Origin of the sequence: Guyparkeria hydrothermalis, from assembly GCF_023555385.1 — a bacterium.
Lineage (GTDB): Bacteria > Pseudomonadota > Gammaproteobacteria > Halothiobacillales > Halothiobacillaceae > Guyparkeria > Guyparkeria hydrothermalis_A.
The window spans coordinates 1,540,066-1,565,610 of the sequence record NZ_JAJSED010000001.1; the positions used below are offsets into that span (position 1 = coordinate 1,540,066).

Genomic DNA, 25,545 nt, shown 5'->3' on the forward strand with positions numbered 1-25,545 from the left:
GGGGCGATCGCGCGGGTAGAATCCCGAGCGTCACCCGTTTTAGTAAGACCCGAGTATCGACGCAAAGGTTGCGCTCTGCAGGACGCGCGACCCGACCACTCCGTCACGATCCATTCATGCCTACCAGAGACTGCCACCCGATGTCCGATACCGTCGCCGACCACCGACGCGACTTGGCCCGCGCCTTCCTCGACCGGCATGCGCCCGGTTACGGCAGCCTGCAGGCCGCCTCCAGCGATGCCAGCAACCGGCGCTACTGGCGTGCGGAATATCCGGACGGGAGCACCCGCATCGTCATGGACTCCCCGCCGGAGAAGGAACCGGTCGAGCCGTTTCTCGATGTGCACGGCCGACTGGAGGCAGCCGACCTGCCCGTGCCGCAGGTGCACGCCCGCGACCTCGAGCACGGTCTTCTGCTGCTCGACGACCTCGGCAGCGACACCCTGTTCGCCTGGCAGGCACAGGCCGAGCCGGCCGAACGGGCGGCCGCACTCGCGGACTGCCGCGCCCAGCTGGTCTCGGTCGCCCGCGTCGAGACAAGCGGCCTGCCCGCCTTCGATACCGCCCGGCTGACCACCGAGATGCAACTGTTCGACGAGTGGTATCGGGCCGGCCACCTGGCCGCGGACTGGTCACCCGAGCAACAGGCCACCTGGCAACGTCTGCGCGACCAAATCGCCGAGCGGCTGGCCGCCATGCCGCCGGTATTCGTCCACCGCGACTATCACAGCCGCAACCTGATGCGCTGGAGCAACGAGTGGGCGATCATCGATTTCCAGGATGCCGTCACCGGCCCGCTGCCCTACGACCTGGTCTCGCTGCTGCGCGACAGCTACATCGACTGGCCGAGCGACTGGGTCGAGCGCGAGATCGACGATTTTCACGAACAGGCACGAGAGGCCGGGCTGACCGAGGCAAGCCGCGAGGCATTCGTCGAGGACTTCGCCTGGGTGGCCGTACAGCGCCACCTGAAGGTACTGGGCATCTTCGCCCGCCTGAGCCGTCGCGACGGCAAACACGGCTATCTCGACGACCTACCGCTGACCTGGCGCCACCTGCAGTGGGCGCTCGTCCGGGCACCGGAGCTCGCCCCGCTGCGCGAGCTGATTGCCGACCTGGAGCCGGAGAACGCCCCGGAGAATGCACGTGACTGACACGACCGCGATGACCACTGCCATGATCTTGGCCGCCGGCCGCGGCGAACGGCTGCGCCCGCTGACCGACCACACGCCCAAGCCGCTGATCGAGGTCGGGGGCAAGCCGTTGATCGAGCATCACCTTGAACGCCTGGCCGCGGCCGGCATCACGCGGGTGGTGATCAACCTCGCCCATCTTGGCGAGCAGATCCGCCAGCACCTCGGCGCAGGCGAACGCTGGGGGCTGACGATCGAGTACTCGGAGGAAGGAAGCTGTGCCGAGGAGGCGCTCGAGACGGCCGGCGGCATCCGTCAGGCGCTCGACCGGCTGGGTTCGCGGTTCTTGCTGATCAACGGCGACGTACTCTCGGACATCGACTACGCGGCCTTAGCCGGGCGCGACCTGCCGATCGGCTGCCGCTTCCACCTGGTGCTGGTGGACAACCCGGCCCACAACCCGTCGGGCGACTTCGCCCTCGATGACGACCGGCTGATCGAGGCTAGCAACGAGGCGCTGACCTATGCCGGCATCGGCCTGTTCAACACGGCCCTGTTCACCGACCTGCCGCCGGGACGGCGAGCACTGGGCCCGGTGCTGCGCGAGGCGATCGCGCTGGGACAGGGCTGCGCCCACCATCACCGCGGCGAGTGGCTCGACGTGGGCACGCCCGATCGGCTGGCCGAGGCTGACCGCCGTCTCAACGCCAAGCCATAACCACCGACCGGTAGCGACCGATCAATAGAAGGCGAGGTCGCGCAGGAACAGCGCAATCTGCGGGAAGGAGATCAGCAGCACCGTCATCGTGATCAGCATGATGATGAACGGCGGCGTGCCCTTGACGATGTCCATGTACGGTCGTCGGAACACCGCCATCGCGGTGAAGATGTCGTAGCCGAACGGCGGCGTCGCCGAACCGATCGCCGACTGCAGCACCACCAGCGTGCCCACCAGCACCGGATCGACGCCCGAGGCCTGGATCGCCGGCATGAAGATCGGCGTCAGCACGAAGATCGCCACGATCGGGTCGACGAACATGCAGGCGACGAAGTAGGACACCGCGATCAGTATCAGCAGGTAGGTCGGGTTGGCGGAGACCTGGTCGAGGATCGGGCCGAGCACCTCGGAGGGGATCTGCGCCAGCGAGATCACCCAGGAGAAGGCCTGACCGGCACCGACGAGAATGAACACCACCGCGGTGATCAAACCGGTCGACAGGGCGATGCCCGGCAGATCGGAGAGCTTGATCGAGCGATAGATCACCATCTCCAGGATCAGGGCGTAGAACACCGACATGGCCGCCGCCTCGGTCGGGCTGAACAGCCCCGAGTAGATCCCGCCGAGCACCACCACCGGGAAGCCCATCGGCAGGATCGCGCCCTTGAAGGCACGCAGGCGCCCCATCCAGCCGACCCGCTCGGCCGGCTGGATGCCCAGCCGCCGGGCGACGAACCAGCTGTAGAGCGAAAACATCAGCATGATCACCACGCCCGGGCCGATGCCGGCGATGAACAGCTCGCCCACCGAGACGTTCGCCGCCACGCCGTAGATGATCGCCGCGATCGACGGCGGGATCAGCAGGGCGATGTCCGAGGAGTTGACCAGCAATGCCAGCGTGAAGCTGTCCTTGTAGCCGGCCTTGAGCATCTTCGGCCGCAGCGCACTGCCGATCGCGACCACGGTGGCCTGGGTCGAGCCGGACACCGCGCCGAACAGGGTGCAGGTCACCGCGGTGGTGATGGGCAGGCCGCCGCGGCGGTGGCCGATGAACGCGCGTACGAGGTCGAGCAGGCGATCGGCCGTGTGCCCCTTGGTCATGATGTCCGCGGCGAGGATGAACATCGGCACGGCCACGAGGACCGACGGGCGCACCCCGCCGATCATCTGCTGGACGATCTGGGTCGGGTCGACGCCCGGGAAGGAGGCGAGCAGCAGCGCCAGCGCCCCGACGATCAGCGGCACCATCATGGGGAAGCCCAGCAGGAGCAGCAGGAACATCAGGACGAACATCACGGTAAGCATCAGCGGGCCTCCTTGTCCGACTTGCCGGCCGAAGCGGTGTCGTCATCCTCGAGGAGCTTGCCCTCCTCTTCGGCGTACAGGTCCGCGTCCTCGTAGGTCTCCTTCTCGAGGAACGAACGGTAGAGTTCCTTCGAGACGAGATTGCGCACCGTGGTCAGGGTGTACTGCAGACCGGCCATGAACAGGCCGACCGGCACCAGCACGTACAGCGTCCAGATGGGTATCCCCAGCGACGGCGTTGCCTGGCCGATGGAGCGCACCTGCGCCTCGTAGAGCACGGCGTAGTAGGCGAGATAGAACATCACGACCGCCGAGCCGGTAGTGATCAGGATATTGAGCCCCTTGCGCCAGCGACCCTTGAGCTGGTCGTAGATGGCCGACATGCGGATGTTGCGCCCGTGCCGGGCGGCCTTGGCCACGCCGACGAAGGTGATCATCACCAGCAGTGCCTGGTTGATCTCGCCGGCGAAGGGCAACCCCTGCTTGAGCAGGTTGTCGCCGAGGACGTTGGCGATATTGAGGGCGGCCATCAGGAGGATGGCCCCGGAGAGAACGATGTTCTCGATCCAGCCGATCAGCCAGTCGAGGCGGATCAGCATCCGTCCCGGCAACGACCGGGACAGCTTTCCCTGCGCTTGCGGCATTGATTTCTCCCGACCGGACCGACCCTGAGCGGCGGGTCCGGCTGACGTTCTTGTTCTTGCCTTCCAGACGGTCGACGGGGTGACGCAACGGGCATCCCGCCGGCCGGTTGTCGATCGCCACGAATGGGTCGCATCGCTCGGACTGTCACTGCAGTGTAGTCGGGCCACGATCCGGGTGTCCAACGGCGTCCGGCCGCCTCGACATGCTAAGGTCAGGGAGATCGCGGCGCTCGCCCCGCCCGGGGTGAGCGCCAAACGAACGATAAGCAAGAAACAGGGAGAGACCGATGGAAAGCAAGCGATTCCTTCACAAGGGCGCCCTCTGGATGGGTGCCGTGGCGATGGCCGCGGGCCTGACCCTGACCGGCTGCGGCCAGAATGGCGACGACGAGCAGGCCAAGTCGGGTGAGAGCGAGCAGGTCTGGCGTTTCGCCCTTGAGGAAACCAAGGGCGGCGTGCAGTGGAAATACGCCGAGAAGTTCAAGGAACTGATCGAGAGCGAGCACGAGAACGTCGACGTCAAGATCTACCCCTACGGCACGCTGGGCAGCTCGCAGGACATCACCCAGCAGATCCAGAACAACACCATGCAGTTCGCCTTCGCCTCGGCGGGTCACGTCGGCTCGACCATCCCGGAGGCCCAGGTCTTCACGCTGCACTTCCTGTTCTCGCAGGACGACTCGGTCAACGAGGAAATTTTCGCCAGCAACCCGGTGGTCTACGAAGAGCTGGGCGCGGCCTACAACGAGAAGGGTCTCGAACTGCTGTCGATCATTCCCGAAGGCTGGATGGTCTGGAGTGCCAACAAGGCGATCACCCAGCCGTCCGACTTCGAGGGCGTGAAGATTCGCGTCAAGCCGTCCGACCTGCTGCTGGCCACCTACGAGGGCTACGGTGCCAACCCGAAGCCGATGGCCTACTCGGAAATCTACGGCGGCCTGCAGCGCGGCCAGATCGACGCGCAGACGCAGCCGATGTTCGCCATCCGCGACATGAGCTTCTACGAGGTGCAGGACTACCTGATCGAGGCGCGTAACGCCCAGTTCGTCTCCACGGTCATCACCAGCCCGGGCTTCCTCGAGGGTCTGCCGGAAGACATGCGGGCCAGCGTCAAGGACGCTATCAAGGAGCTGGACCCGTACATCTGGGACGTGCAGAAGGAGCTCAACGCCAACGCGACCGAGGAGATCAAGTCGAAGAGCGACATCGAGTTCATCGAGCTGACCGCTGATCAGGTCGAGGCATTCCGCGCCAGCGTCGAGCCGGTATTCGACCAGTACGTCGAGATGGCCGGTCCGCGCGGCGAGAAAATCCTCAACGCGATCCAGGAAGCGGTGGCCGAGGGCGGCAGCGAGTAAGGCAGTCTCGCCCCGCCCGCATCGACAAGGCGCGCCCCTCGGCGCGCCTTTTTTGTGCCCGCGGTTTTCCTACCGCGGCGGGGGCGACAACCCACTGACAAATATCGAGATTCCGGGCTACGATTGACTTGGAACAATCGCCGAACACCGGACTACCCGCACATCAAGAGGATCGAATCGATGGCCGGAGATGAGCAAGGTCAGGGACGCTGGCTGGCAATAAACGCGGGCTCGTCCTCGCTCAAGGTCGCGGTCTTCGATGCCGCCGGCAATCGGCGCTATAGCTGCGCGGCAGAGGAGCTCGCCGACGCGGAGGCCCCATTGGGGACCGCACATGCCCGCGCCCTCGACGAGCTGATCACCGCGCTGCCGTCGGCAGATTCCGGCCCCTTTCACGCCATCACGCACCGCGTGGTCCATGGCGGCGAGCGCTTCCACGCCCCCACCCGCATCGACGACTCGGTCCTCGACGCCCTGCACGAGATCGAACCGCTCGCCCCGCTGCACAACCCCATCGCCACGGCCTGCATCGAGCTGGCCCGCGAACGCTTCCCCGACACGCCGCACTACGCCCTGTTCGACACGGCGTTCCATCACGACCTCCCTCCCGAGGCACGCCACTACGCCCTGCCCGACTGGTGCCGGGAAAAACTGGGCATCCGCCGCTACGGTTTCCATGGTCTATCCGTGGCCAACGCCCTGCGACAGTTGGCCGAGGCCATCGACCACCCGCCACAACGGCTCAACCTGATCGTGATGCACCTGGGCAACGGTGCGAGTGTCACGGCGATCCGCGGCGGGCACAGCATGGCCACATCCATGGGAATGACGCCACTCGAAGGCCTGGTCATGGGCACCCGTGCCGGCGACCTCGACCCGGCCATCCCCGGCGTGCTCGAACGACGCGGCGGACTCTCCAGCGACGAGGTCGACCACTTGCTCAACCACCAGTCAGGCCTGCTCGGGCTCTGCGGCACGCGTGACCTGCGCGAGATCCATGCAGCGATCGACACGGGCAGCGAGGCGGCCAGCACGGCCCTGGCCATGTACATCCACCGCATCCGCCACTACCTGGGCGGCTACCTGGTCAATCTGGGCCGTCTCGATGCACTGGTTTTCACCGGTGGCGTCGGCGAACACGATCCGGTCGTGCGCGAGTCGGTCTGCGAGGGGCTGGGCGTGATGGGGCTCGCGCTCGACACCAATGCCAACCGCCGTCACGACAGCGGTCCTCGAGCCCTACACCAGCCGCACAGCCCGGCCGGCATATGGGTGGTTCCGGCCGACGAGGAACGGGAAATGGTCCGGCAGGTCCAGACGATCGCCTGACACCGAGCCGACACATCCGGCTGCTTTCATTCCCGGGCACACAGCGGCATCGCACCCCCGAGCCACGGAGACACACGCCATGCAGCAAAGCGACATCAAGGTCATCGACGGTTTCTGGCGGGCGGCCAACTACCTGTCCGTCGGGCAGATCTACCTGCTCGACAACCCCCTGCTGCGCGAACCGCTGACCCCCGAACACATAAAGCCACGGCTGCTGGGCCACTGGGGCACCACACCGGGGCTCAACTTCATCTACGCGCACATGAACCACCAGATCGTGGCGCGCGATCTCGACGCCATCTACCTGACCGGCCCCGGCCACGGCGGCCCGGGCCTGGTGGCGAGCGCCTGGCTGGACGGCACCTATTCGGAAACCTACCCGCGCATCAGCCGCGACGAGCCCGGCATGTGCCGGCTATTCCGCCAGTTCTCATTCCCCGGCGGCATTCCCTCGCACGTCGCCCCGGAAACACCGGGGTCGATCCACGAAGGCGGCGAATTGGGCTACGTGCTTTCGCATGCCTTCGGCGCAGCGTTCGACAACCCGGATATCGTGGTCTGCGCGGTGGTCGGTGACGGCGAGGCGGAGACTGGCCCGCTGGCCACCTCCTGGCACTCGAACAAGTTCCTCGATCCGGCGCGCGACGGCGCAGTCCTGCCGATTCTCCACTTGAACGGCTACAAGATCGCCAACCCCACCGTGCTCGCCCGCATCCCGGAAGAGGAGCTCGAGTCGCTACTGCGCGGCTACGGCTATCGCCCCTATTTCGTCAGCGGCGACAACCCGGACCAGATGCACGCACTGATGCTCGACACCCTCGGCGAGGTGCTCGACCAGATCGACACCATTCAGCGCCGGGCGCGAGACGAGGGCGACACGACACGGCCCCGCTGGCCCATGATCGTGCTGCGCACGCCCAAGGGCTGGACCGGTCCCGACGAAGTCGAAGGCAAGCCGGTCGAGGGCACCTGGCGCTCCCACCAGGTGCCGGTCAGCGACGTGCGGAGCGACCAAGGCCACCGCGAGCTCCTCGAGGACTGGATGAAAAGCTATCGTCCCGACGAGCTGTTCGACGAGCACGGCCACCCGCGGGACTGGTTGACGGCACGCACACCGACAGGCAACCGGCGGATGTCCGCCAACCCGCATACCAACGGCGGGCTGTTGTGCCGCCCGCTCGACCTGCCCGACTTCCGCGACTACGCCATCCCGGTCGAGGCGCCGGGCCAGACCCGCGCCTCGTCGACCCGTGCGATGGGGAGCTTCCTGCGTGACGTCATCGAGCGCAACCGCGAGCAGCGCAACTTCCGCCTGTTCGGCCCGGACGAGACCGCCTCGAACCGCCTCGACGACGTCTTTTCCGTCACCGACCGCGCCTGGGATGCCGAGACCCTCCCCACCGACGAGCACCTCGGACGTGACGGGCGGGTGATGGAAATCCTCTCAGAGCACACCTGCCAGGGCTGGCTGGAGGGCTACCTCCTGACCGGCCGGCATGGCCTGTTCGCCTGCTACGAGGCGTTCATCCACATCATCGACTCGATGTTCAACCAGCACGCCAAGTGGCTGAAGACCAGCCGCGAGATCCCCTGGCGCGCGCCCATTCCGTCGCTTAACTATCTCTTGACTAGCCATGTCTGGCGCCAGGACCACAACGGCTTCTCGCATCAGGACCCGGGCTTCATCGACCACGTGGTCAACAAAAAGGCGAGCGTGATCCGCGTCTATCTGCCACCGGACGGCAACTGCCTGCTGTCGGTCACCGACCACTGCCTGCGCAGTCGCGACTACGTCAACGTGATCGTCGCCGGCAAGCACCCCGAGGCGCAGTACCTCGACATGTACGCGGCCATCAAGCACTGCACCGCCGGCGTCTCGATCTGGGAGTGGGCCAGCAACGACGACGGCGTCGAGCCGGACGTGGTGATGGCCTGCGCCGGCGACGTGCCCACCGAGGAGACCCTCGCGGCGGTCGACCTGTTGCGCCGCCACCTGCCCGAGCTGCGGGTTCGGGTGGTCAACGTGGTCGACCTGATGAAGCTGCAGCCCGACAGCGAGCACCCGCACGGACTGTCGGACCGCGCCTTCGACTCGATCTTCACCCTCGACCGGCCGGTGGTGTTCGCCTACCACGGCTACCCGTGGCTGATCCATCGGCTGACCTATCGGCGCACCAATCACCACAACCTGCACGTGCGCGGCTACAAGGAGGAGGGCACGACCACCACGCCGTTCGACATGGCGGTGAAGAACGAGATCGATCGTTTCCATCTCGTCATCGACGTGATCGAACGCGTTCCCGGCCTCAAGGTCCGCGGCGCGCACTTGCGCCAGAAGCTCGAGCAGCGCCTGATCGATCACGAGCACTACATCCGCGAACACGGGGAAGACATGCCGGAAATCCGCGACTGGTGCTGGCCAGGGCCTTCACCTAGCGGCTGACGTCAAAGCACGCTCCGGATTTAAATAGGGTTTTCCGCATATTTTCCGGTAAAGTGGCCTTAGAGAGCCTATGCCCGACTACTGCCCCGAGTGCCGCTTAACAGCGTGAACACTGCTGTGCTGCCTTGCTCGTCCACCGGATCCGAACACTTTCGATGTCAGGTTTTACCTCACTGCCTCGTTCCTTCATCGCACTGCTCATCGGCATCGCTAGTAGCACCGCCCTCGGGGCAACCGCCTCCACACAGGCAGCACCAACATCCGCCACCTCCGAAGCGGACGCTCTGTGGCAGCAGGTCGAACGTGTTTATGGCGCGCTGGATGCCGACACCCTGAGCCACAAGCCGTGGCAGGCAGGCATCACACGCCTGTTCGACGACACGCCCTGCACGGCACCCGCACCGGAAAGGCTCGAAGCGGCCGCACACCGATCAACAGCTGATCGCCACGAGGCTGACCCAGGCCTGGCGCTGAATGCCTATGCCAGTTCGGGGTCCACCGCAGCCGAACCCTCGGAGCGGACCGATGGTTATGTGGAAGTGTCGTGGGACGTGCTCAAGGGAGGGCTTCTCGAATCCCGACACGAGGCGGAGCAGGCGCGACTCCGCGCGAGGCTCAGCGAAATACTCGGCGACATCAACGGCGAACGACGCGAACTCCGCTGCCTCCGCGGTCTGGTCCACCAGCGTTTCCTGTCCGACCGGCTGCGCTGGCTGACGCTGAAATACGACCTTATGCGGCAAGCCCATCAGGTCGAACGTCGTGGCTATTTCCAGGGCTGGGCACACCTTGATGAACTGATGGTCAGCGAGTCGGACCTTGTGCGCTTGCAAAGGGAGATGGAAACCAGTCACCGGGTGCTGGCCCTCGGCCATCCGGGATCGCCCCAATCTCCCCGGAACTTTCCTCTCGTCGACGTCGACCTGCAGGCGATACTGACCGCCATTCAGAACGACCAGCGCCTGGACGACCTTCGGCAAATCCAGCAATCCCTGGCCGGAGAGAGCGACAGGAGTTATCAAAACCGCCTGCGCCTGTTCGTGCGCCAGAACCTCGACCCGGATGTAAGACGCGACGTCTCGGTCGGAGCCCGATTCAGCATGCCCCTGGCGATGGGCGCCACAGCCCGGCGAGCAGCTCTGCGACACGAGCAGGAGGCCATCAGCGAGCGGGCAACACTGCAACGCTGGGAACGAGCAACATCAGCCCAAAGTGCCTACCTCGACTTTCAGGAACAGCTCGACAAGACAATCCGCCAGCACTACCGAGTGGGGCGAGCCTGGGAGAGACTTCGCCGGTCCATCACCAGCCAGCGGCTCGGCCCACAGGAGGCAGAGATTCCCGTGGCCGTCACCCGTGCCCGCGCACTGGCCGACGCCAGGCTGGAAATGCTCGCCGCCCAAGAGGTGCTGTACCGGCGCCTGTTCGAGGTATTCCAGGCCGCCGGGGTACCAGTCCACGCCGCAGCACTGAAACCGGTTCACCTCCCCGGCACGACCGACCGGCGCCGCCTTGGAAGCCGCCTCATTTACGTATGGTCGGACTCGCTGAACCGGCTTCCCAACGAGCTTCTGGTGGACTTCCTGGTAGCGAAAGGAGTTCATCGAGCCGCGGTATCCGGTGGCGTGGGCGCGGACACCCGAAAACTCCGCGACCTCTACCTCCTGGCAGAAGAACAGGGCATCACGGTGTCGGTTTTGCGGGGCAGCCCGGAGTGGGCACTGCCCTCGGAGCATGAGCGCATCCTGCCGATGCTGCGACGTGACGCTGACCTGACCGGCAGAATCCATCTCGACATCGAACCGCATTCGCTGCCGGAATACGATGCGGATTCGCAGCGCGTTCTGTTGGGCTACCTCACGTTGATCGAACGGCTTCGCGCGACATCAGGCGCGGACACCCACATCGCCGTCAGCGTCCCGACTCACTGGCCCGAGGCCATTTACGAGCAACTGACGCCACTAATCGATGAGGTGGTGGTCATGGCGTACGGGGTGACCGACCACGAAAAACTCAGCGACCGCTTGAGCAATGCGTTGGCGACACTGCCCCCCTCGAAAACACGAATTGCCCTGCGCCCCTCCGACTTCCGCGACGAGTGGCAACTCGAGCAATTCATTGAAGCGCTGGCAGCAGAGACCGGCATTACCCGATTCGCGATCCATGATCTCGACACCTACATGGGCCTGGGCGCTCAAACAAAATGAAATTGAGAAACCGACGCAGCTACCTGTCTACGGCGCCAGACAGCCCGCCCCCCAAGGCGAATGGGCCGCGCATCACCCACTACATTTACCTGCTCTTGCTCCTCGGTGTGCTGGGGTACGTTGGCTATATCGCATGGCAGCGGCTGATGTTCATCGAAGCCAGGGGACAGGTCGAGGTGGAGCGGATTACGGTCAGCGCCAGCCGAGGCGGGAGAATCAGCCAGCTGCCTATCAGCGACGGCGAGCGCGTTCGCGCAGGAGAGTTGCTCGCCCGCATCGCCCCTCCTCAGGAATGCCATGAGGAGAAAGACACCTACCAGCTGGACGAGCTACGCCTGGAGACATCGCTGACCGCCAGCGAGGTCGCTCTTCTGTCGGAACGACTCGCGACAATGCGAGCCACTTTGCTCGAACAAAATCGCCTGCGCCGCGCGCTGGAGATCGACACACGACTGGACAATCGCACTCGAGAGCTCAGTGACGCCATCGCATCGACCCAAGACGAGCTTGCCCGAAAACAAGCTCGTCTTGGGTTGCAGCAAGACCGGCTGGCACAGCTCGAACAACAACTCGCCAAACAACCACCGCCCCCCGATTGCCAACCGGAAATCATCGCGGCCCCAGTCGATGGGCGCATCCACCGTGTGGCGCGCAAGAACGCTGAAGTGGCGACGCGCGCGGAGCCTATTTTGACCCTCGTCCCCGATTCGCCGAAGGTCCGGATTAACGCCGTGCTACCCAACGAGGCCCTGGATCACCTGATGGTGGGTCAGACGGTTGCGATCACCTTCCCCGATGCAACGGAGAGCACGGGCACGGTGGCGACCATCACCTCGGCCACCCGCAACGTCGTGCGCCCGGACTGGGAGCCCGACCCGCCGCCGGCCGAGCATGCCCGCATCATCATTCGTCCCGAACCGCCCAGCGAGTCGTCACTTTGGCAGGAGTACGATCGCATGACCGTCACCATGAGGGCCCGACAATGAGGCATCCGGTCTACCTGGGCCATGGCCAGCCGCCGGCCGGCTGCAAGACATGGGGCCAGGACACGCTCGACAAGAACGACGCCGATTCGGTTGCCTTTTTCCTCGTCGGACAGGAAACCACCGAGGTGCTCGATCAGATCCGCCACATCCGGGGAGCCGAGGCCCCGGCCATCTACCTGAAGCCCATCGTGGTGCTCACCCCGTCTGCCTCGGGCTCCCCCGCCGAGCAGGCGGCTGATGCCGTGGTCGAGGAACGCACGCCCGATGCGCCCCGGCTGGAACGGATGGTGGACCGATTCCACCCGATCAATCAGTGGATAGCATCGCTTGAGCGGAATGCGTTGAGCGCCGATGGCGACCCGGCCTTTCGACTCCTTCGCTTTCTGGTGAGTCGGGGCGAAGAGGTGACGCCCGTCATGACGACCGCCTCGCCTGAGGGCTTCACCTACCCCACGCTCGAACCGCTGATCAGCCAGCGGGCACAGAAGCCCTCACTGCTGGAAACCCTGTCGTTTCTGGAAAACCAGCAACTCGTTTCCGGCCGGTTCGTCACCAAGGCCCATTTCTGCAGCCACTGCGGCAGTGCATTCCTGAACTTCAAGGAGGTTTGCCCGGATTGCCTCTCCGAGGACATCGATGCGGACGAGCTCATCCACCATTTCCGCTGCGGTCACGTCGCCCCGCAGAGCGATTTCGCCACCCGCGACGGCCTGACCTGCCCGAAGTGTGACCGGGAACTCCGGCACATCGGCGTCGACTACGACAAGCCCTCGGTCGTCTTCCAGTGCAACAACTGCCACAACCGGTTCCAGTCACCCAGTGTCGTGTCGACTTGCTACCACTGCGAACGGACGGTGGAACCCGAGCAACAGACCCTTCGACGAATTCACGCCTGGACACCGACCGCCATCGGCAACAGCGCTGCCGTACACGGCATGGAACAGCTGTTCATGCGCGTCATCGACAAGCAACTGAACCTTTGGTCGCTGGATGCGCTAAAACAGTTTGTCGAGGTGGAGAAGGCCCGCAACGAACGCTACGCGAAATCACACACGAGCGTGGCCGTGCTGCAATTCGAACACCTGTCGGAGATGTATATCCAGCTTGGCAGGCGCGCTCAGCAGGTATTCGCGGAGCTTGCTCAGGTACTGACATCGGTCTTGCGACGCTCGGACATCATTGCGCCGCGCGGTGACTCGACGTTCGTGCTCGTGCTCCCCGAAACGGACGAAGAGCAGGCCCAACGAGCTCTGGAGCGAATCGACGAAGGCATCAGCACATTGCTCGCCGGCAATCTGGAAAGCCCACCAGTCCTTCGGTCAAGCGCGAGGCTCCTGACAGCGGAGCTGGACCTGGACCAGTTGGTAGAGACAACAGTCACAAGCCATGGCTGACGGCCTGGTTCATTTCCTGGCTTCACTGAGCCTGGCCGAATGGTTCCTCTTCTTCTGGCCATTTTTCTTCTTCGATTTCGTTCGCTACACCCTGCTCGATCTCGTTTTGATACCCGCCTTTCTGCTGCGCCGATTCCGGGAAAGAGGCGCACGGGCTGCGGCAAGAACGCGCCTGTATCGTCAGCTCCCCCTCGTTTCCGTCATCGTGCCCGGCAAGAACGAGGGCCCGCATTTGGAGAAACTGGCGCGCTCTCTCTTGGAGCAGACCTATCGGAACATCGAACTGATAGTTGTCGACGACGGCTCCGACGACCAGACACCGGCAATCGGAAGACGGCTTGAGGCCCAGGGGCTGGTCGATCTGTTCATCCGTAACGAGGTCCGAGGCGGAAAGGCTTCCGCAGCAAACACGGCGCTTCGCTACGCCCAAGGGGAGTTCGTCGTGCATGTAGACGCCGACTCCCACCTGAAAAACGACTCGATAGAGAAGATCATTCTGCCGTTCATGATGGACGCCGACATCGGAGCGGTTGGCGGCGACGTGCGGGTCGCGAACTCAAGTGCCAGCCTCGCCACCCGTGCCCAGGCCATCGAGTACATGAAGTCGATCTCGACTGGCCGCACCGTCTCAGCCCTGCTGGGTATTCTTCGCATCGTTGCGGGGGCCCATGGGGCGTTCCGAAAGGACGTGCTCGATCGGCTTGGCGGATGGGACGTTGGGCCCGGGCTTGATGGCGACCTCACGGTCAAGATTCGAAAGCTTGGCCTGAAGGTGACCCACGAACCCTACGCCGTTTGTTACACCAACGTCCCCGTCACGTTCCGCCGGCTTGCCAAACAGCGATTCCGCTGGGATCGCTCGCTGATACGCTTCCGCCTACGCAAGCACCGCGACGTCTTCCGCCCGGACGCCAACTTTCAGCTGACCAACTTCTTTTCCTTTCTGGAAAACACGTTCTTCAACGTCCTGCTCAACATCCGATGGTGGGTCTATGTCACTCAGATACTGATCATGGGCCATGACGTGATCGAGTACATCCTGCTGACGAATTACCTGCTGTACCTGGTGGTCAATTTCCTCCAGTTCGGCATGAGCATATTTCTGTACGGAAACGGCCTGAGAAAGGCGGAGCTTGCCCTTACCCCCTATCTGTTCCTGATGCCGCCCTACATGGGCATCTTTCTGCGAGTCGTACGAACCTACGCCTATGTCATGGAGGCACTGCACCGCGTGTCCTACCGCGACCAATGGAACCCGTGGAAAGTCTCGTCGATCAGCCGCCGGGAAGACGACGAATAGACGAGAGTCGAGGGCCCGGCCGACCGAGTGATCAAGCACGACATCATAAAAAACCCGACCAATGGCCGGGCTCTCTCGCACAAATTAACGTCCTACTGGATCTTCAGATACGCGTAGCCTTCTCGCTGCAGCTCGGCGATCTTGGCTACGCCCGAGTTGACTAGGCCGATGCCCTCGTAGAGCTTGTCCTTGGACAGGTTGATCTCCTGTCGCGTGAAGTCGCAGAGGTGCACCTTGACGTCGCGGATCTCGATCAGTGTCTGCAGCCGCCCCTTGAGCTCGTCGCGGCGTTCGTTGAGCGCCTCGTCGGCAGCGTAAGGCGTTCCCTCGAGCGGATCGTCGGTGGCGAAGCGAATGCCGTAGCCAACCAGCACCAGGTGCACGTCCCAGGGCAGGAGCTGCTGCTCGGCATCATTGATCAGGTTGTTGATCGAGGTGAGCGTGGCCGAATAGCGGGTCGGGTCAGCGAAATCGACGTGGTAGACGACACGCTGGGTGTCATCGGCCTGCGCGGGCGCAGCCATCGTCATGGCCAGCAGCGCGGGCGCGAGCACTCGCACCAGCATCCGGCCAAGGCGGCGGGCGAACCAGGCGGGCGTGCCCGCCAACAGCATCGACGTGGTCATTCCATTGCTCCAGTGGTTTGAATCAGACCACGGAGCATAGTCCACCGCCGCCTATTTCTGACTCGGGACGCTCTGCCGGTCCGCGTACTGCCGCTGGGTATGTACGGCGAGCGCATTGGCCAACTTCACCGAGGGGTTGTCCCGGCAGAAGGCCAGCACGCGGCGCTTGGCAACCGAGGCCGGCTTGCCCGCCTGAATGTCGTAGGTATTGCTCAGGATCACGTTGGCGGCCGACAGGTACCCGGCGATAAAGCCGTTCAGCCGCCCCTGGCTACCGGGGTGGTTCCCCTCGGCGACAGCCACGGCGTCCTCGCAATTCCAGTTCCCCGGCCCGAAGGCGACATAGCGCCCCTCGACACTCTTGGCGGCGACACCACCGTGGACGCCGAGAAACAGAAGGGCAAACAGCAACGGCGCGACAAGTCGCATGACAGACGCCCTCTACGAGAACTGCAGCTCGAAACCGCAGTTGGCGATGTAGGCCTGCTCGCGTTCGAGATCCGCGGCGGTCAGAGGATGTTTCTGCAGCCAGTCGTCGGCGAAACCGAGCGTCAGCCGGTCACCCTCGGCCGTGAGATCGAGCGCGGCGGGCAGAATGCTTTCGCCACGATCGCGGTGAAACAACACCGCCAGCCGCAGGATCACGGCCATGCGCATGATCAACGGCCGGCGATCCTCGTCCAGCGGCTCGAAACGCGACTGCTTGAACTTGCGACGATGAGCGTGCACCAGCGCGGACACGGCTGACTGCGCCAATCGCGTCAGCCCCGGCATGTCGGCGTGTTGCAACACATAGGCGCCGTGATGGTGGTAACCGGAGTGGGAGATCGCGAGTCCCACCTCGTGCAACCGCGCGGCAACGTCCAGCCACGCCAACAGCGGCAGTGCCTCGCTGGCCTCGTCGCCGGTCGCTCCCCAGACAGGCTCCACCTGTCGCCACAGGGTATCGGCCGTCTGCGCCACGCGGTCAGCATGGGTCACATCGACGTTGAACATGCGCTGCAGCCGGCTGACCGTCACGTCGCGGATGTCATCGTATCCTTGGCGCTCGACCCAGTCGTAGATCAGCCCCTCGCGCAGCGCCCCGTCGGAAATATCCATACGCTCGATGCCGAGCGCTTCGAACACGGCCCGCATGGCCACCAGCCCGCCGACGAATACCGGCTTGCGGTCGTCCGACAGGCCATCGAGCGACAGCTTGCCCAACTTGCCCGCCTTGAGCACCGCATCCCGGATGGCATCGAGCCCCTTGAGAGTAAGACTGCCGTCGCCCCAGCCGTTGGCCTCGGCCACCGCGGCCAGCGAACGCGCCGTGCCACTGCTTCCCACGGCCCGCTCCCAACCCAGCTTCCGGTAGGCACGCTGGTAGCTCATCAGCTCGAGCTCGGCGCGGCGCTCGGCCTTGAGCAACTCGGTCTTGTTGTACTTGCCGTCGCTGAAATAATCGGTGGTCAGCCGCACGCAACCGATCGGCGCGCTTTCCATGCGCACCGGCTCGAACTTCTCGCCGATAATCAGCTCGGTCGAGCCACCACCGATATCCACTACTAGCCGGCGCCCCTCGACCGGCACATCGCTGTGCGCCACGCCCAGATAGACCAGGCGCGCCTCCTCGCGACCGCCGATGATCTCGATCGGATGACCAATCGCCCGCTGGGCACGGCGAATGAAGGTGGAGCCGTTCTTCGCCGCACGCAGCGTGTTCGTCCCCACGATCCGCACCTGCCCGCGGCGCATGCCCGCCAGCCGCTGACCGAAGCGACGCATGCAGTCCAACCCGCGCTCGATCGACTCCTGCGAAAGATAACCGTGCTCGTCGAGACCGCCCGCCAGACGGACCATCTCCTTCATCTTGTCGATGACCTGCAACTGTCCGGCCTCGACCCGGGCGACCAGCATGTGAAAACTGTTGGACCCTAGGTCTACCGAGGCGATGACATCTCCGTCCTGCATGGGCATAGAGTTCCGGCTGAGCCGCCTCATGGAATACAAGGCGAACATCTGAATGGCTGAATGCCGCGCCAATGCGGCGACTTCTCGCATTATGTCGATTTTGCTTTGTACCAGAAACCCTGTCGGGACAGCACTTGCGAAAGCGAGGCAGATTGATTAGCTTGCCCGTCACAAACTGAATATCCACACACCATCTCAAGGACGAGAGACGTGGAATCTTCCCGAAGCCGTCGAGGCGGCCTCGGCCGGCGCATGGCATGGATTGCCATTCCGCTGGCCGGGGCGTGCTCGCCGCCTGCCCTCGCGCAGGCGATCAATCCGACCGACGAGTCGCTCCGCCAACTGGAGCGCCAGCAGGACCTGCGCGAGCGGCTCGAAGCCGATCCGGACGTGCGCCTGCAGCGCGAAACCCGTCCGGCACCCCGGCTCCCCCCGCAGGAAACACCCTGCGTCGATATCGACGCGATCCAATTGCCCACAGGGGCCCGCCCCGTATTCGTGCGCGTCCTTGAACGCGCCCTGGTCAATGTGGGCTGGCACCACCCTGGGCGCTGCCTGGGCAAGCGGGGCATTGGGGCGATCGTGCGCGAGCTCCAACAGCAACTGATCGACGCCGGCCTGGTCACTAGCCGCGCCAGTGCTCCTCCGCAGGACCTGGGCGACGGCCAACTGACGCTGAGCATCCTGCCCGGCCGGGTCGGCACGATTCGCCCAAGCAACACCTCCGGTGAGCGCGCCCGGCCCAAGCCCGCCTTCCCCATTCGTGGCAGCGAACTGCTCAACCTTCGTGATATCGAGCAGGGACTGGAAAACCTGGAACGGTTGGACAGCGTCACGGCCAACATCGCCATCGAGCCCGGCCGGGAGGACGGCGAGAGCGATATCGTGGTCGACTGGCAGCAGAATTTTCCCTTGCGCGTCTCGCTATCGATCGACGACTCGGGCAGCGACCAGACCGGCCGGTTTCTCGGCACGGCAACGCTATTCGGCGATCACCTGTTCGGCTTCAACGGCCTGTTTTACGCAAGCCTCACGCGTGACCTGGGCCTGGCCGAGCGAGATCGTCCGGGCAGCTCAGACTCATACACCCTTCACTACTCGGTGCCGTTCGGTCACTGGCGCTTCGGCGCGACCGCCAGCCGCTTTTCCTATTTCCAGACGATCGCGGGCCGCCACCGCGACTACCGCTACAGCGGCACGGGCGAACGGCGCGAAATCGCGATTTCCCGCGTAGTGCACCGCTCCGGTGCCGATCGTACGCGTCTGAAGGCAACGGGTTGGCTGCAGACCTATTCCAATGCCATCGACCAGACCCGCATCAGCGTGCAGGACCGGCGCATGGCCGGCTATTCGGTCGGCATCGAGCATCGTCACTTCCTCGGTCGCAACACCGTGAACCTTGCGCTGAATCACCGTTGGGGCACCGGCATGCTTGGCGCCCAACCGGCGCCCGAAGAGGCATTCGGCGAAGGCACCGCCCGGCCACATATCACGACGTTCGCCGCCCGGCTGGAGGCGCCGTTCACGCTGGGCGATCAACCCCTGCGCTATCGCGGCCGAATCGCCGGCCAGTTCAATCACACCCGCCTGATCCCGCAGGACCGCTTCGCCATCGGCAGCCGCCATTCGGTGCGCGGCTTCGGCGGGGAGCTGTTGCTCAGCGGGGAACGCGGCGTGTTCTGGCGCAACGAACTGCACCTCGAACTACCCGGACCATTGCATCCTTACGTCGCCATGGACGCGGGCCGTGTCGGCGGACCCTCGGCAGACGATCTGCCCGGAAAGCATCTGGTCGGGGCGGCCTTCGGCCTGCAGTGGCGCTGGAAAAACACCTGGATCGACGCCTGGGCGGCACGGGCCATGGACCGGCCGGCCGCCTACCCAGACCCAGGTCTTCAGGCCGGCTTCCAGGCCGGCATCCATTTCTGATTGCGACCCCGTGTACGACAAGGATCCGTCATGACACGTCAGCCTTATCTCCGATGCCCACACCGAGTACGCAGCCCTGTGGTGTTCCTGCTGTTGCTCGCCCCATCACTTTCGGCAGGTGACATCCGTTCACATCCCGACGCCTCGGGCGACACCCGCCCGAGCATCCACCAGTCCGGCAACGGCACGCCCGTGGTGGACATCACCACGCCCGGCGCAGACGGGGTCTCGCACAATGTGTATCGGCAACTCGACGTGGACGAGGCCGGTGTGGTATTCAACAACGGCCGAACGACGAGCGCAACGACCCTGGCGGGACAGATCGGCGCCAACCCGGCGCTCGTCGGCGATGCCGCGGACCTGATTCTTAACGAGGTGCGCAGTGGCTCGCCCAGCCAGCTCGGCGGTTACCTGGAGATCGGCGGCAATCCGGCCGATCTGGTGATCGCCAACCCCGCTGGCATCACCTGCGACGGCTGCGGGTTCATCAATACCGAACGCGCCATGTTGACCACCGGCAGGCCTCGGTTCACCGACGGCCGATGGACCGATCTGGAGGTGCGGGGCGGACGCATTCGCGTGGAAGGCGACGGCATGGACGCCAGCCGCACGGCCCAAGCCGACCTGCTCGCCCGCGCGGTCGAGATCAACGCCGGCATCTGGGCCGACGAGCTCACCATCACCACCGGGCTCGGGCAATTCGCGACCGACGGCCGACTGACCGAAGCCACCAATGGTGGCTCTCCGTCCGGCGAATGGAGTATCGACACGGCCCGACTCGGCGGAATGTACGCCAACAAGATTCGGTTGATCGCCAACGAGCACGGAGTGGGCGTGCGTAACGCTGGGACCGTGAGCGCCGGTCCGGGAGGCCTGACCGTGACCGTCGACGGTCGCCTGGTCAATGAAGGCACCACTACCACGCAGGGGACAATGAACCTCAGCGCACGGCAGGTCAGCAATGCCGGCGACATCCACGCCGAAGGCAAACTGACGCTGGAAGCCGACACCGGCCTGGACAATCAGAACGCACGCATCAGTGGGCAAGGCGATATCACGCTCACAGCCGGTGCGATCGGCAACCGTAACGGCGAGGTACTGGCCGGTGAACGACTCAGCATTACGGCCGTCCGCCACATCGACAACCACGACGGACTGTTCTTCGGCGCTGAGGGCCTGAGCCTGATCACGCCATCCATGGCGGGTGACGGACAGTGGCTTTCGAAGACCGAGATCGAGGCCACGATCCACGGCGATTACCGTCACAACGGCGAGATGATCGCAGGCGGAGACCTCGCCCTTCGCGCAGATGGCCGCCTGATCAACGATGGACGACTGGAAGCCGCCCGCGCCGACATCCAGGCGGACACCATCGAAAACCGCCACGGCGGCGATATCACGGCCAGCCGGCTCGACCTCGCCGCAGACGACCGCCTCGCCAATGACGGCCTGATCGACGGCCAGCAGGTGAACCTCTCGGCGACCGACGTCATCAACCGCCCTGGGGCGCGTCTCTACGGCAGCCGGCTCTCGGTTACTGCCTCGACACTGCGCAATCTGGGTGACGTCACAACAGCCGCCACCCTCGCCGCCCGAGACACGTTACGGCTATCCATCGACCAGCTCGAAAACCGTAACGAGGCGTTGATCCTCAGCGCCGGGGATATGCACATCGCGGGCCGAGAGGGTGCGGCCGATCACCTGCTCAACCGCGGCGCGACCATCGAGGCGATGGGCGATCTGGCCATCGAGGCCGATCGCATCGAGAACCAGAACGCCGGCTTGGTCACGGCGCAGGTGGACGAGGCGCCGGTGCAAGAATCCTGGATACAGCTCCGCGGCAGCCAGCGCACCTTCGATGCGATCAGCTGCTCAAACCTCTATGACGAGAACGTCTGGTGCCAGGGCTACCCGCACGAGATCTCCGATTTCACCTGGTTCCAGGCGACCGCGGTTACCTCGCACACCGAGGTGATCGAGACTCAGCCCGCCACCATCCGGTCCGGTGGCGACATGGCGCTCACTGGTGGCACGCTCATCAATGCCGACAGCCAGATCGTCGCCGGCAACGAACTGTATGCCGACCTCGCGACGCTCGACAACCGCGCCACGCAGCGACAGGACATCACCCGTCGGACCGGCACCGCAAGCTTCACCACGGTGGAATCCTGCGGCACGTTCGGCTCGGATCACTGCCGCGAGTGGCACGGCACCACCGCCTACAATCCGGCCCCGGTCTACAGCGCTCCCTACGACCTGCCGACCGTCACCTACACCGGCCGGGCCGGTGCGAATCCGTCGACGCCCGACCTGCCGGCGCTTTCGAGCGGGTCGGCATCGACGCTGCCGCAGCTGCCACAGGCGAGCCTGTTTCGACTCCGACTCGACAACCCCAATTCGCCATTAATCGAGACCGATCCGCGTTTTGCGAGCTACCGCCAGTGGTATGGATCACAGGCCATGCTCGATGCCCTGGCCCGAGACCCCGCCTACACCCAGAAGCGTCTCGGCGATGCCTTCTACGAACAGGCACTCTTGCGCGAGCAGGTAATCGAGCGAACCGGCCAGCGCCGCCTGGAGGGATTCGCCGATGACGAGGCCCAATTCCGGGCACTGATCGATGCCGGCATCGCCTATGGCCGCGATCTCGAAATCACACCGGGCGTACGATTGTCCGAAAGCCAACTCGACCGACTGACCACCGACATCGTCTGGCTGGAGGAATCGACCGTCACCGTCGAGGGGCAGACGCGGCGTGTGCTCGTTCCCACCCTGCACCTCGCCGGCGGCAACGCCGAGTCAGTAAGCAGCCATGGACTGATTGCGGCACGCGACCTCGACCTGGCCGTTGGCGGCACCGCCATCAACCGCGGCCGACTTCAGGCACGCGGCGCACTCGGCCTAGCCTCGGAACGCATTGACACGCGCAACGGCACTTACCATGCCGACCGCATCGATCTCGCCGCCACCAACGACATCCACCAGGTTGGCGGCGAGGTCATTGCCGGCTCGGCCCTGTCGATGTCCGCCGGCGAGGACATCACCATCACGGCCGGCACCCGCCACAGCGAACGTCGAAACGGGGACAGCCGGTTCACCCGCGAGCAGATCGTCGATCGCAGCCGTCTCGCCGTCACCGGGAGCGAGGGAGCACTCGCCCTCACTGCTGGTCGGGACCTCACACTCGAAGCCACCAAGCTCGCGCACGACGGAGGTGGGGCCACCAGCCTGTCGGCCGGACGCGACCTACGGCTGACCACAGCGACCGAAGGCGAAAACGAGCGAGTCGTCTGGGACGCCGACAACCGGATCGCCCAGGGGGCGACGCGCGAACGCGGCACCCATGTCGATACGCGCGGCAACCTGGAGATGATCGCGGGACGGAACGTCGCCACGCGGGCCGCCAGCATCGACAGCTTGGCCGGCAAGGTCACGCTATCCGCCGGTGAAGACCTGCTACTAGATGCTGGCCGCTCTTCAAGCCATTGGGAGGAGGCTCACGAAATCACCGATGGCGGCTTTATGTCGAACTCGGTGACCACCACCCTCGATGCGTCTCGATCCGAGAGGGTCACCGGTACGGAAGTGGGCGGGGCCACGGTCACGCTCTCGGCCGGCAACGACATCACGGTTGAGGGCAGCCGGTTGATTTCCGACCGCGGCACGACGGCACAGGCTGACGGGGACATCACGCTGCTGGCCGATCATGATGAAGCCACCCGGCACCACTTCCAGGAGACGAAACGATCCGGGCTGTTCTCCAACGGCGGGCTGTCGATCACCTACGGCAACCACCGCCTCGCCAGCAGCAACGACGCAATCCGTCAGACCAACTTCTCCACGCAACTGGCCAGCATCGAAGGGGGCGTGACGATCGACGCCGGCAAGACCTACCGGCAGTCCGGCAGCGCTCTTCTCGCCCCGCAAGGCGATATCGACATTCGGGGCGGGCGTGTGGAAATCATCGAGTCGCGCCAGGCCGGCAGCACCAGCCAGATGCGCGAAATGGAGCAAAGCGGTCTGACATTTGCGTTGACCAGCCCGGTCATCGACGCAGCGAAGAGCATCCAGCGCGTCGCTCAGACCGCCGACGACACCGACAGCAATCGCATGAAACGTCTCGCGGCCGCAAGTGCCGGCCTGGCCGCCGTGGACGCCTATAGCCACATCAAGACCGGCGGCGCCAAGAAGAACGCCAACCTGGCAGACAAGGCAGGCGGCATCAGCATCAACATCAGCGTGGGCACCAGCGAAAGCCAGTACCGCGCCGAAAGCCATTCGGACACCGCCCGCGGCTCGTACATCACCGCGGGAGGTGACGTTCGGATCAACGCAGCGGGTCAAGGTGAACGAAGCGACATCCTGGTTCGCGGTAGCGACATCCGTGCCGAGGGCAACGCCACGCTCTCCGCTGATGACGAGATCGCCCTGCTCGCCGCCGAATCCCGCCGCGAAGAGCGGAGCGAGAACGACAGCCAATCCGCCAGCGTGGGTATCGGCATCGACCTGGGAGGCAATGGCGTGGGCTTCTCCATCACCGCCTCGGCCGCCCGCGGTGAGGGCGAGTCAGAAGCTAGCGAGCTCACCCACCAACTCAGCCATGTGTCGGCCGGCAAGGCCGCCAGCCTCCAGTCGGGTAGCGACACCGCACTGATCGGCGCGGTCGTGACCGGGCAGCGCGTCGAAGCCGATGTGGGCGGCGACCTGCGTATCGAAAGCGTTCAAGATCAAACCGAATACCGTGCCGAACAGCACAACGAAAGTGTTGGAGTGAGCATCCCGCTCGGCGGGTTCAGTGTTGCCGCTTCTTATTCCAAAGAAGACAGCGAAGCCCAGGGAAGCTACCGATCGGTCACCGAACAAAGCGCCATCCGCGCCGGTGAAGGCGGATTCGACCTCACCGTGGCCGGCAACACCGATCTGGTTGGCGGCGGCATCTCAAGCGACGCTGATCCCACAGACAATCGGCTCATCACCGGCGCACTCACCTCACGAGACCTGACGAACTCCGCGTCCGCCAGCGCCGAGGCCAGCGGCTTTTCTCTTTCCAGCGACATGGTGACGCAAGGAAGATACGGCGCAGCTAAAGGCCTTGTCGCCAATACATCACTGGATGCCGATCGCTCCAGTGAGTCACAAGGCCGTACACGATCCGCCATTGACGAAGGACTTTTGATCATCACCGACCAGCGGGGCCACGAGTCTCGCACCGGCATTAGCGTCGCCGAGACTATCGCCTCCCTCTCGCGACAAACAAATGAGACTCATACGGCGGCGACATTCCAAGATGCGAAAGCGATGCATACGTCGGTGGAGGCGGATAGCAAACTCAAGACGCTTGCCTACGAGCAAACCAGGAGTGCCATTGGCGATTGGGTATACGCATCGGACGACGCCGAAAAAAAGGCCGCTCTCCAGCAAGCATGCGATGACGGCGCCAGCAGTTGTGAACCGGAAATTGTCACGGACTTCAGTAATCACGACTTCGCTCATGACGAAGATGGCACCGTCTACCTTTTCAATCACGGCATATTCAACAGTGAAGAAGAAGCAATAAACAATGCGGTTGAGCAGCACGGTTCGAAGGCTCTGGAGACTGGGATATACACGGTCATAAACCCAGAAACCCCGAATGTTCTTTCCGAGTCCGTCTACGCATCACTCGACAAGATCCGAGAGTTCACTGGCTTGACCTGGCTATTCGGTGCGAGCAATTCGTCACATGCCAACGTCGACATTCGGGAAGCCATCCAGAAACACAACGAAAGGGCGGCTCAAAACGGAGGACAATGGCTCTACATCGAAGAAATCGATCACAGTCGAGGCAGCATGACGGCCAGTAACGCGACTCGATTGCAAGAAGTCAAAGGTGAGACAAGCACACCGGTCCGCAGCGTTTTGTTCAACGGAGCCGCCGCGAACGCACAGCGCATGGCAGATAGGATCGATACCGTCACTCGTGGCCTGGGAGAGGTCCACCAAAACACCCATCAAAGTGACCTCATAGGAATCATCTTTGGCGCCAACGCATCATCAGGCGGAAAGCCCGCCACGCTAGGCGATGCACATGGGTCCTACTTCAAGGACCTCCCTCCCAAATTTTTGACCGATAGCAGCGAAAACCCCATGAGAAGACAAACAGACAGAGTATGGGGGCCTGGTAAAACCGGACAACCAATCCTCGTCAACCCAAGCTCGAACCGAGACCATTAGCATGCCA

16 protein-coding genes are annotated in these 25,545 nt (G+C 64.2%); 11 read left to right on the forward strand and 5 right to left on the reverse strand.

Features of this window, described 5'->3' with window-relative positions:
- Positions 1-116 precede the first annotated feature (116 nt).
- Together LV476_RS07185 and murU are read left to right on the forward strand one after the other, a co-directional pair.
- Positions 117-1,154, forward strand: a complete 1,038-nt coding sequence (locus LV476_RS07185) for an aminoglycoside phosphotransferase family protein (RefSeq protein WP_250074805.1) — start codon at positions 117-119, stop codon at positions 1,152-1,154.
- Positions 1,155-1,176: 22 nt separating this feature from the next.
- The gene (gene murU, locus LV476_RS07190) at positions 1,177-1,851 is read left to right on the forward strand and encodes an N-acetylmuramate alpha-1-phosphate uridylyltransferase MurU (protein ID WP_284047540.1); all 675 of its coding nucleotides are present in this window, start codon (positions 1,177-1,179) and stop codon (positions 1,849-1,851) included.
- Between the two features lie 21 nt (positions 1,852-1,872).
- On the opposite strand, the gene LV476_RS07195 is transcribed toward murU, so the two are convergent.
- A complete protein-coding gene (locus tag LV476_RS07195) occupies positions 1,873-3,156 on the reverse strand; it encodes a TRAP transporter large permease (RefSeq protein ID WP_250074807.1) in 1,284 nt (427 codons plus the stop codon).
- Positions 3,156-3,800 (reverse strand): TRAP transporter small permease, encoded by a 645-nt coding sequence (locus LV476_RS07200; protein WP_250074809.1) that lies wholly within the window; start codon positions 3,798-3,800, stop codon positions 3,156-3,158. Before LV476_RS07200 ends, LV476_RS07195 begins: the two co-directional genes overlap by 1 nt.
- 287 nt (positions 3,801-4,087) lie before the next feature.
- Here LV476_RS07200 and dctP point away from each other — a divergent pair, with 287 nt between their 5' ends.
- The 7 genes from dctP to LV476_RS07235 all read left to right on the forward strand — a co-directional run bounded on the left by dctP (position 4,088) and on the right by LV476_RS07235 (position 14,817).
- The gene (gene dctP, locus LV476_RS07205) at positions 4,088-5,158 is read left to right on the forward strand and encodes a TRAP transporter substrate-binding protein DctP (protein ID WP_250074811.1); all 1,071 of its coding nucleotides are present in this window, start codon (positions 4,088-4,090) and stop codon (positions 5,156-5,158) included.
- A 180-nt stretch (positions 5,159-5,338) separates the two neighbouring features.
- Positions 5,339-6,487 (forward strand): acetate/propionate family kinase, encoded by a 1,149-nt coding sequence (locus LV476_RS07210; RefSeq protein ID WP_250074813.1) that lies wholly within the window; start codon positions 5,339-5,341, stop codon positions 6,485-6,487.
- A gap of 28 nt (positions 6,488-6,515) precedes the next feature.
- Positions 6,516-8,930 carry a phosphoketolase family protein gene (locus LV476_RS07215; protein ID WP_349666012.1) on the forward strand — a complete coding sequence of 805 codons (2,415 nt, stop codon included), beginning with the start codon at positions 6,516-6,518 and terminating at the stop codon, positions 8,928-8,930.
- Between the two features lie 155 nt (positions 8,931-9,085).
- A complete protein-coding gene (locus tag LV476_RS07220; RefSeq protein WP_250074817.1) occupies positions 9,086-11,137 on the forward strand; it encodes a hypothetical protein in 2,052 nt (683 codons plus the stop codon).
- Positions 11,134-12,123: an HlyD family secretion protein gene (locus LV476_RS07225; protein WP_250074819.1), complete on the forward strand. Its 990-nt coding sequence runs from the start codon at positions 11,134-11,136 to the stop codon at positions 12,121-12,123. Before LV476_RS07220 ends, LV476_RS07225 begins: the two co-directional genes overlap by 4 nt.
- On the forward strand, positions 12,120-13,517 hold the full coding sequence (locus LV476_RS07230; RefSeq protein WP_250074821.1) for a diguanylate cyclase domain-containing protein: 1,398 nt from the start codon (positions 12,120-12,122) through the stop codon (positions 13,515-13,517). Before LV476_RS07225 ends, LV476_RS07230 begins: the two co-directional genes overlap by 4 nt.
- Complete coding sequence (locus tag LV476_RS07235) at positions 13,510-14,817, forward strand: glycosyltransferase family 2 protein (RefSeq protein WP_250074824.1); 1,308 nt, start codon at positions 13,510-13,512, stop codon at positions 14,815-14,817. Before LV476_RS07230 ends, LV476_RS07235 begins: the two co-directional genes overlap by 8 nt.
- A gap of 92 nt (positions 14,818-14,909) precedes the next feature.
- On the opposite strand, the gene LV476_RS07240 is transcribed toward LV476_RS07235, so the two are convergent.
- From LV476_RS07240 to ppx, 3 genes are read right to left on the reverse strand one after another with little or no spacing between them, the layout of a single operon-like run.
- On the reverse strand, positions 14,910-15,443 hold the full coding sequence (locus LV476_RS07240; protein WP_250074827.1) for a DsrE family protein: 534 nt from the start codon (positions 15,441-15,443) through the stop codon (positions 14,910-14,912).
- A gap of 51 nt (positions 15,444-15,494) precedes the next feature.
- Positions 15,495-15,872, reverse strand: coding sequence for a hypothetical protein (locus LV476_RS07245; RefSeq protein WP_250074829.1), 378 nt, complete (start codon positions 15,870-15,872; stop codon positions 15,495-15,497).
- Between the two features lie 12 nt (positions 15,873-15,884).
- Positions 15,885-17,396 (reverse strand): exopolyphosphatase, encoded by a 1,512-nt coding sequence (gene ppx / locus LV476_RS07250; protein ID WP_250074831.1) that lies wholly within the window; start codon positions 17,394-17,396, stop codon positions 15,885-15,887.
- Between the two features lie 210 nt (positions 17,397-17,606).
- Between ppx and LV476_RS07255 the strand changes: the two genes are divergently transcribed.
- Together LV476_RS07255 and LV476_RS07260 are read left to right on the forward strand one after the other, a co-directional pair.
- Positions 17,607-19,325: a ShlB/FhaC/HecB family hemolysin secretion/activation protein gene (locus LV476_RS07255; protein ID WP_250074832.1), complete on the forward strand. Its 1,719-nt coding sequence runs from the start codon at positions 17,607-17,609 to the stop codon at positions 19,323-19,325.
- Between the two features lie 81 nt (positions 19,326-19,406).
- The gene (locus LV476_RS07260) at positions 19,407-25,538 is read left to right on the forward strand and encodes a hemagglutinin repeat-containing protein (protein ID WP_250074834.1); all 6,132 of its coding nucleotides are present in this window, start codon (positions 19,407-19,409) and stop codon (positions 25,536-25,538) included.
- Positions 25,539-25,545: the final 7 nt, after the last annotated feature.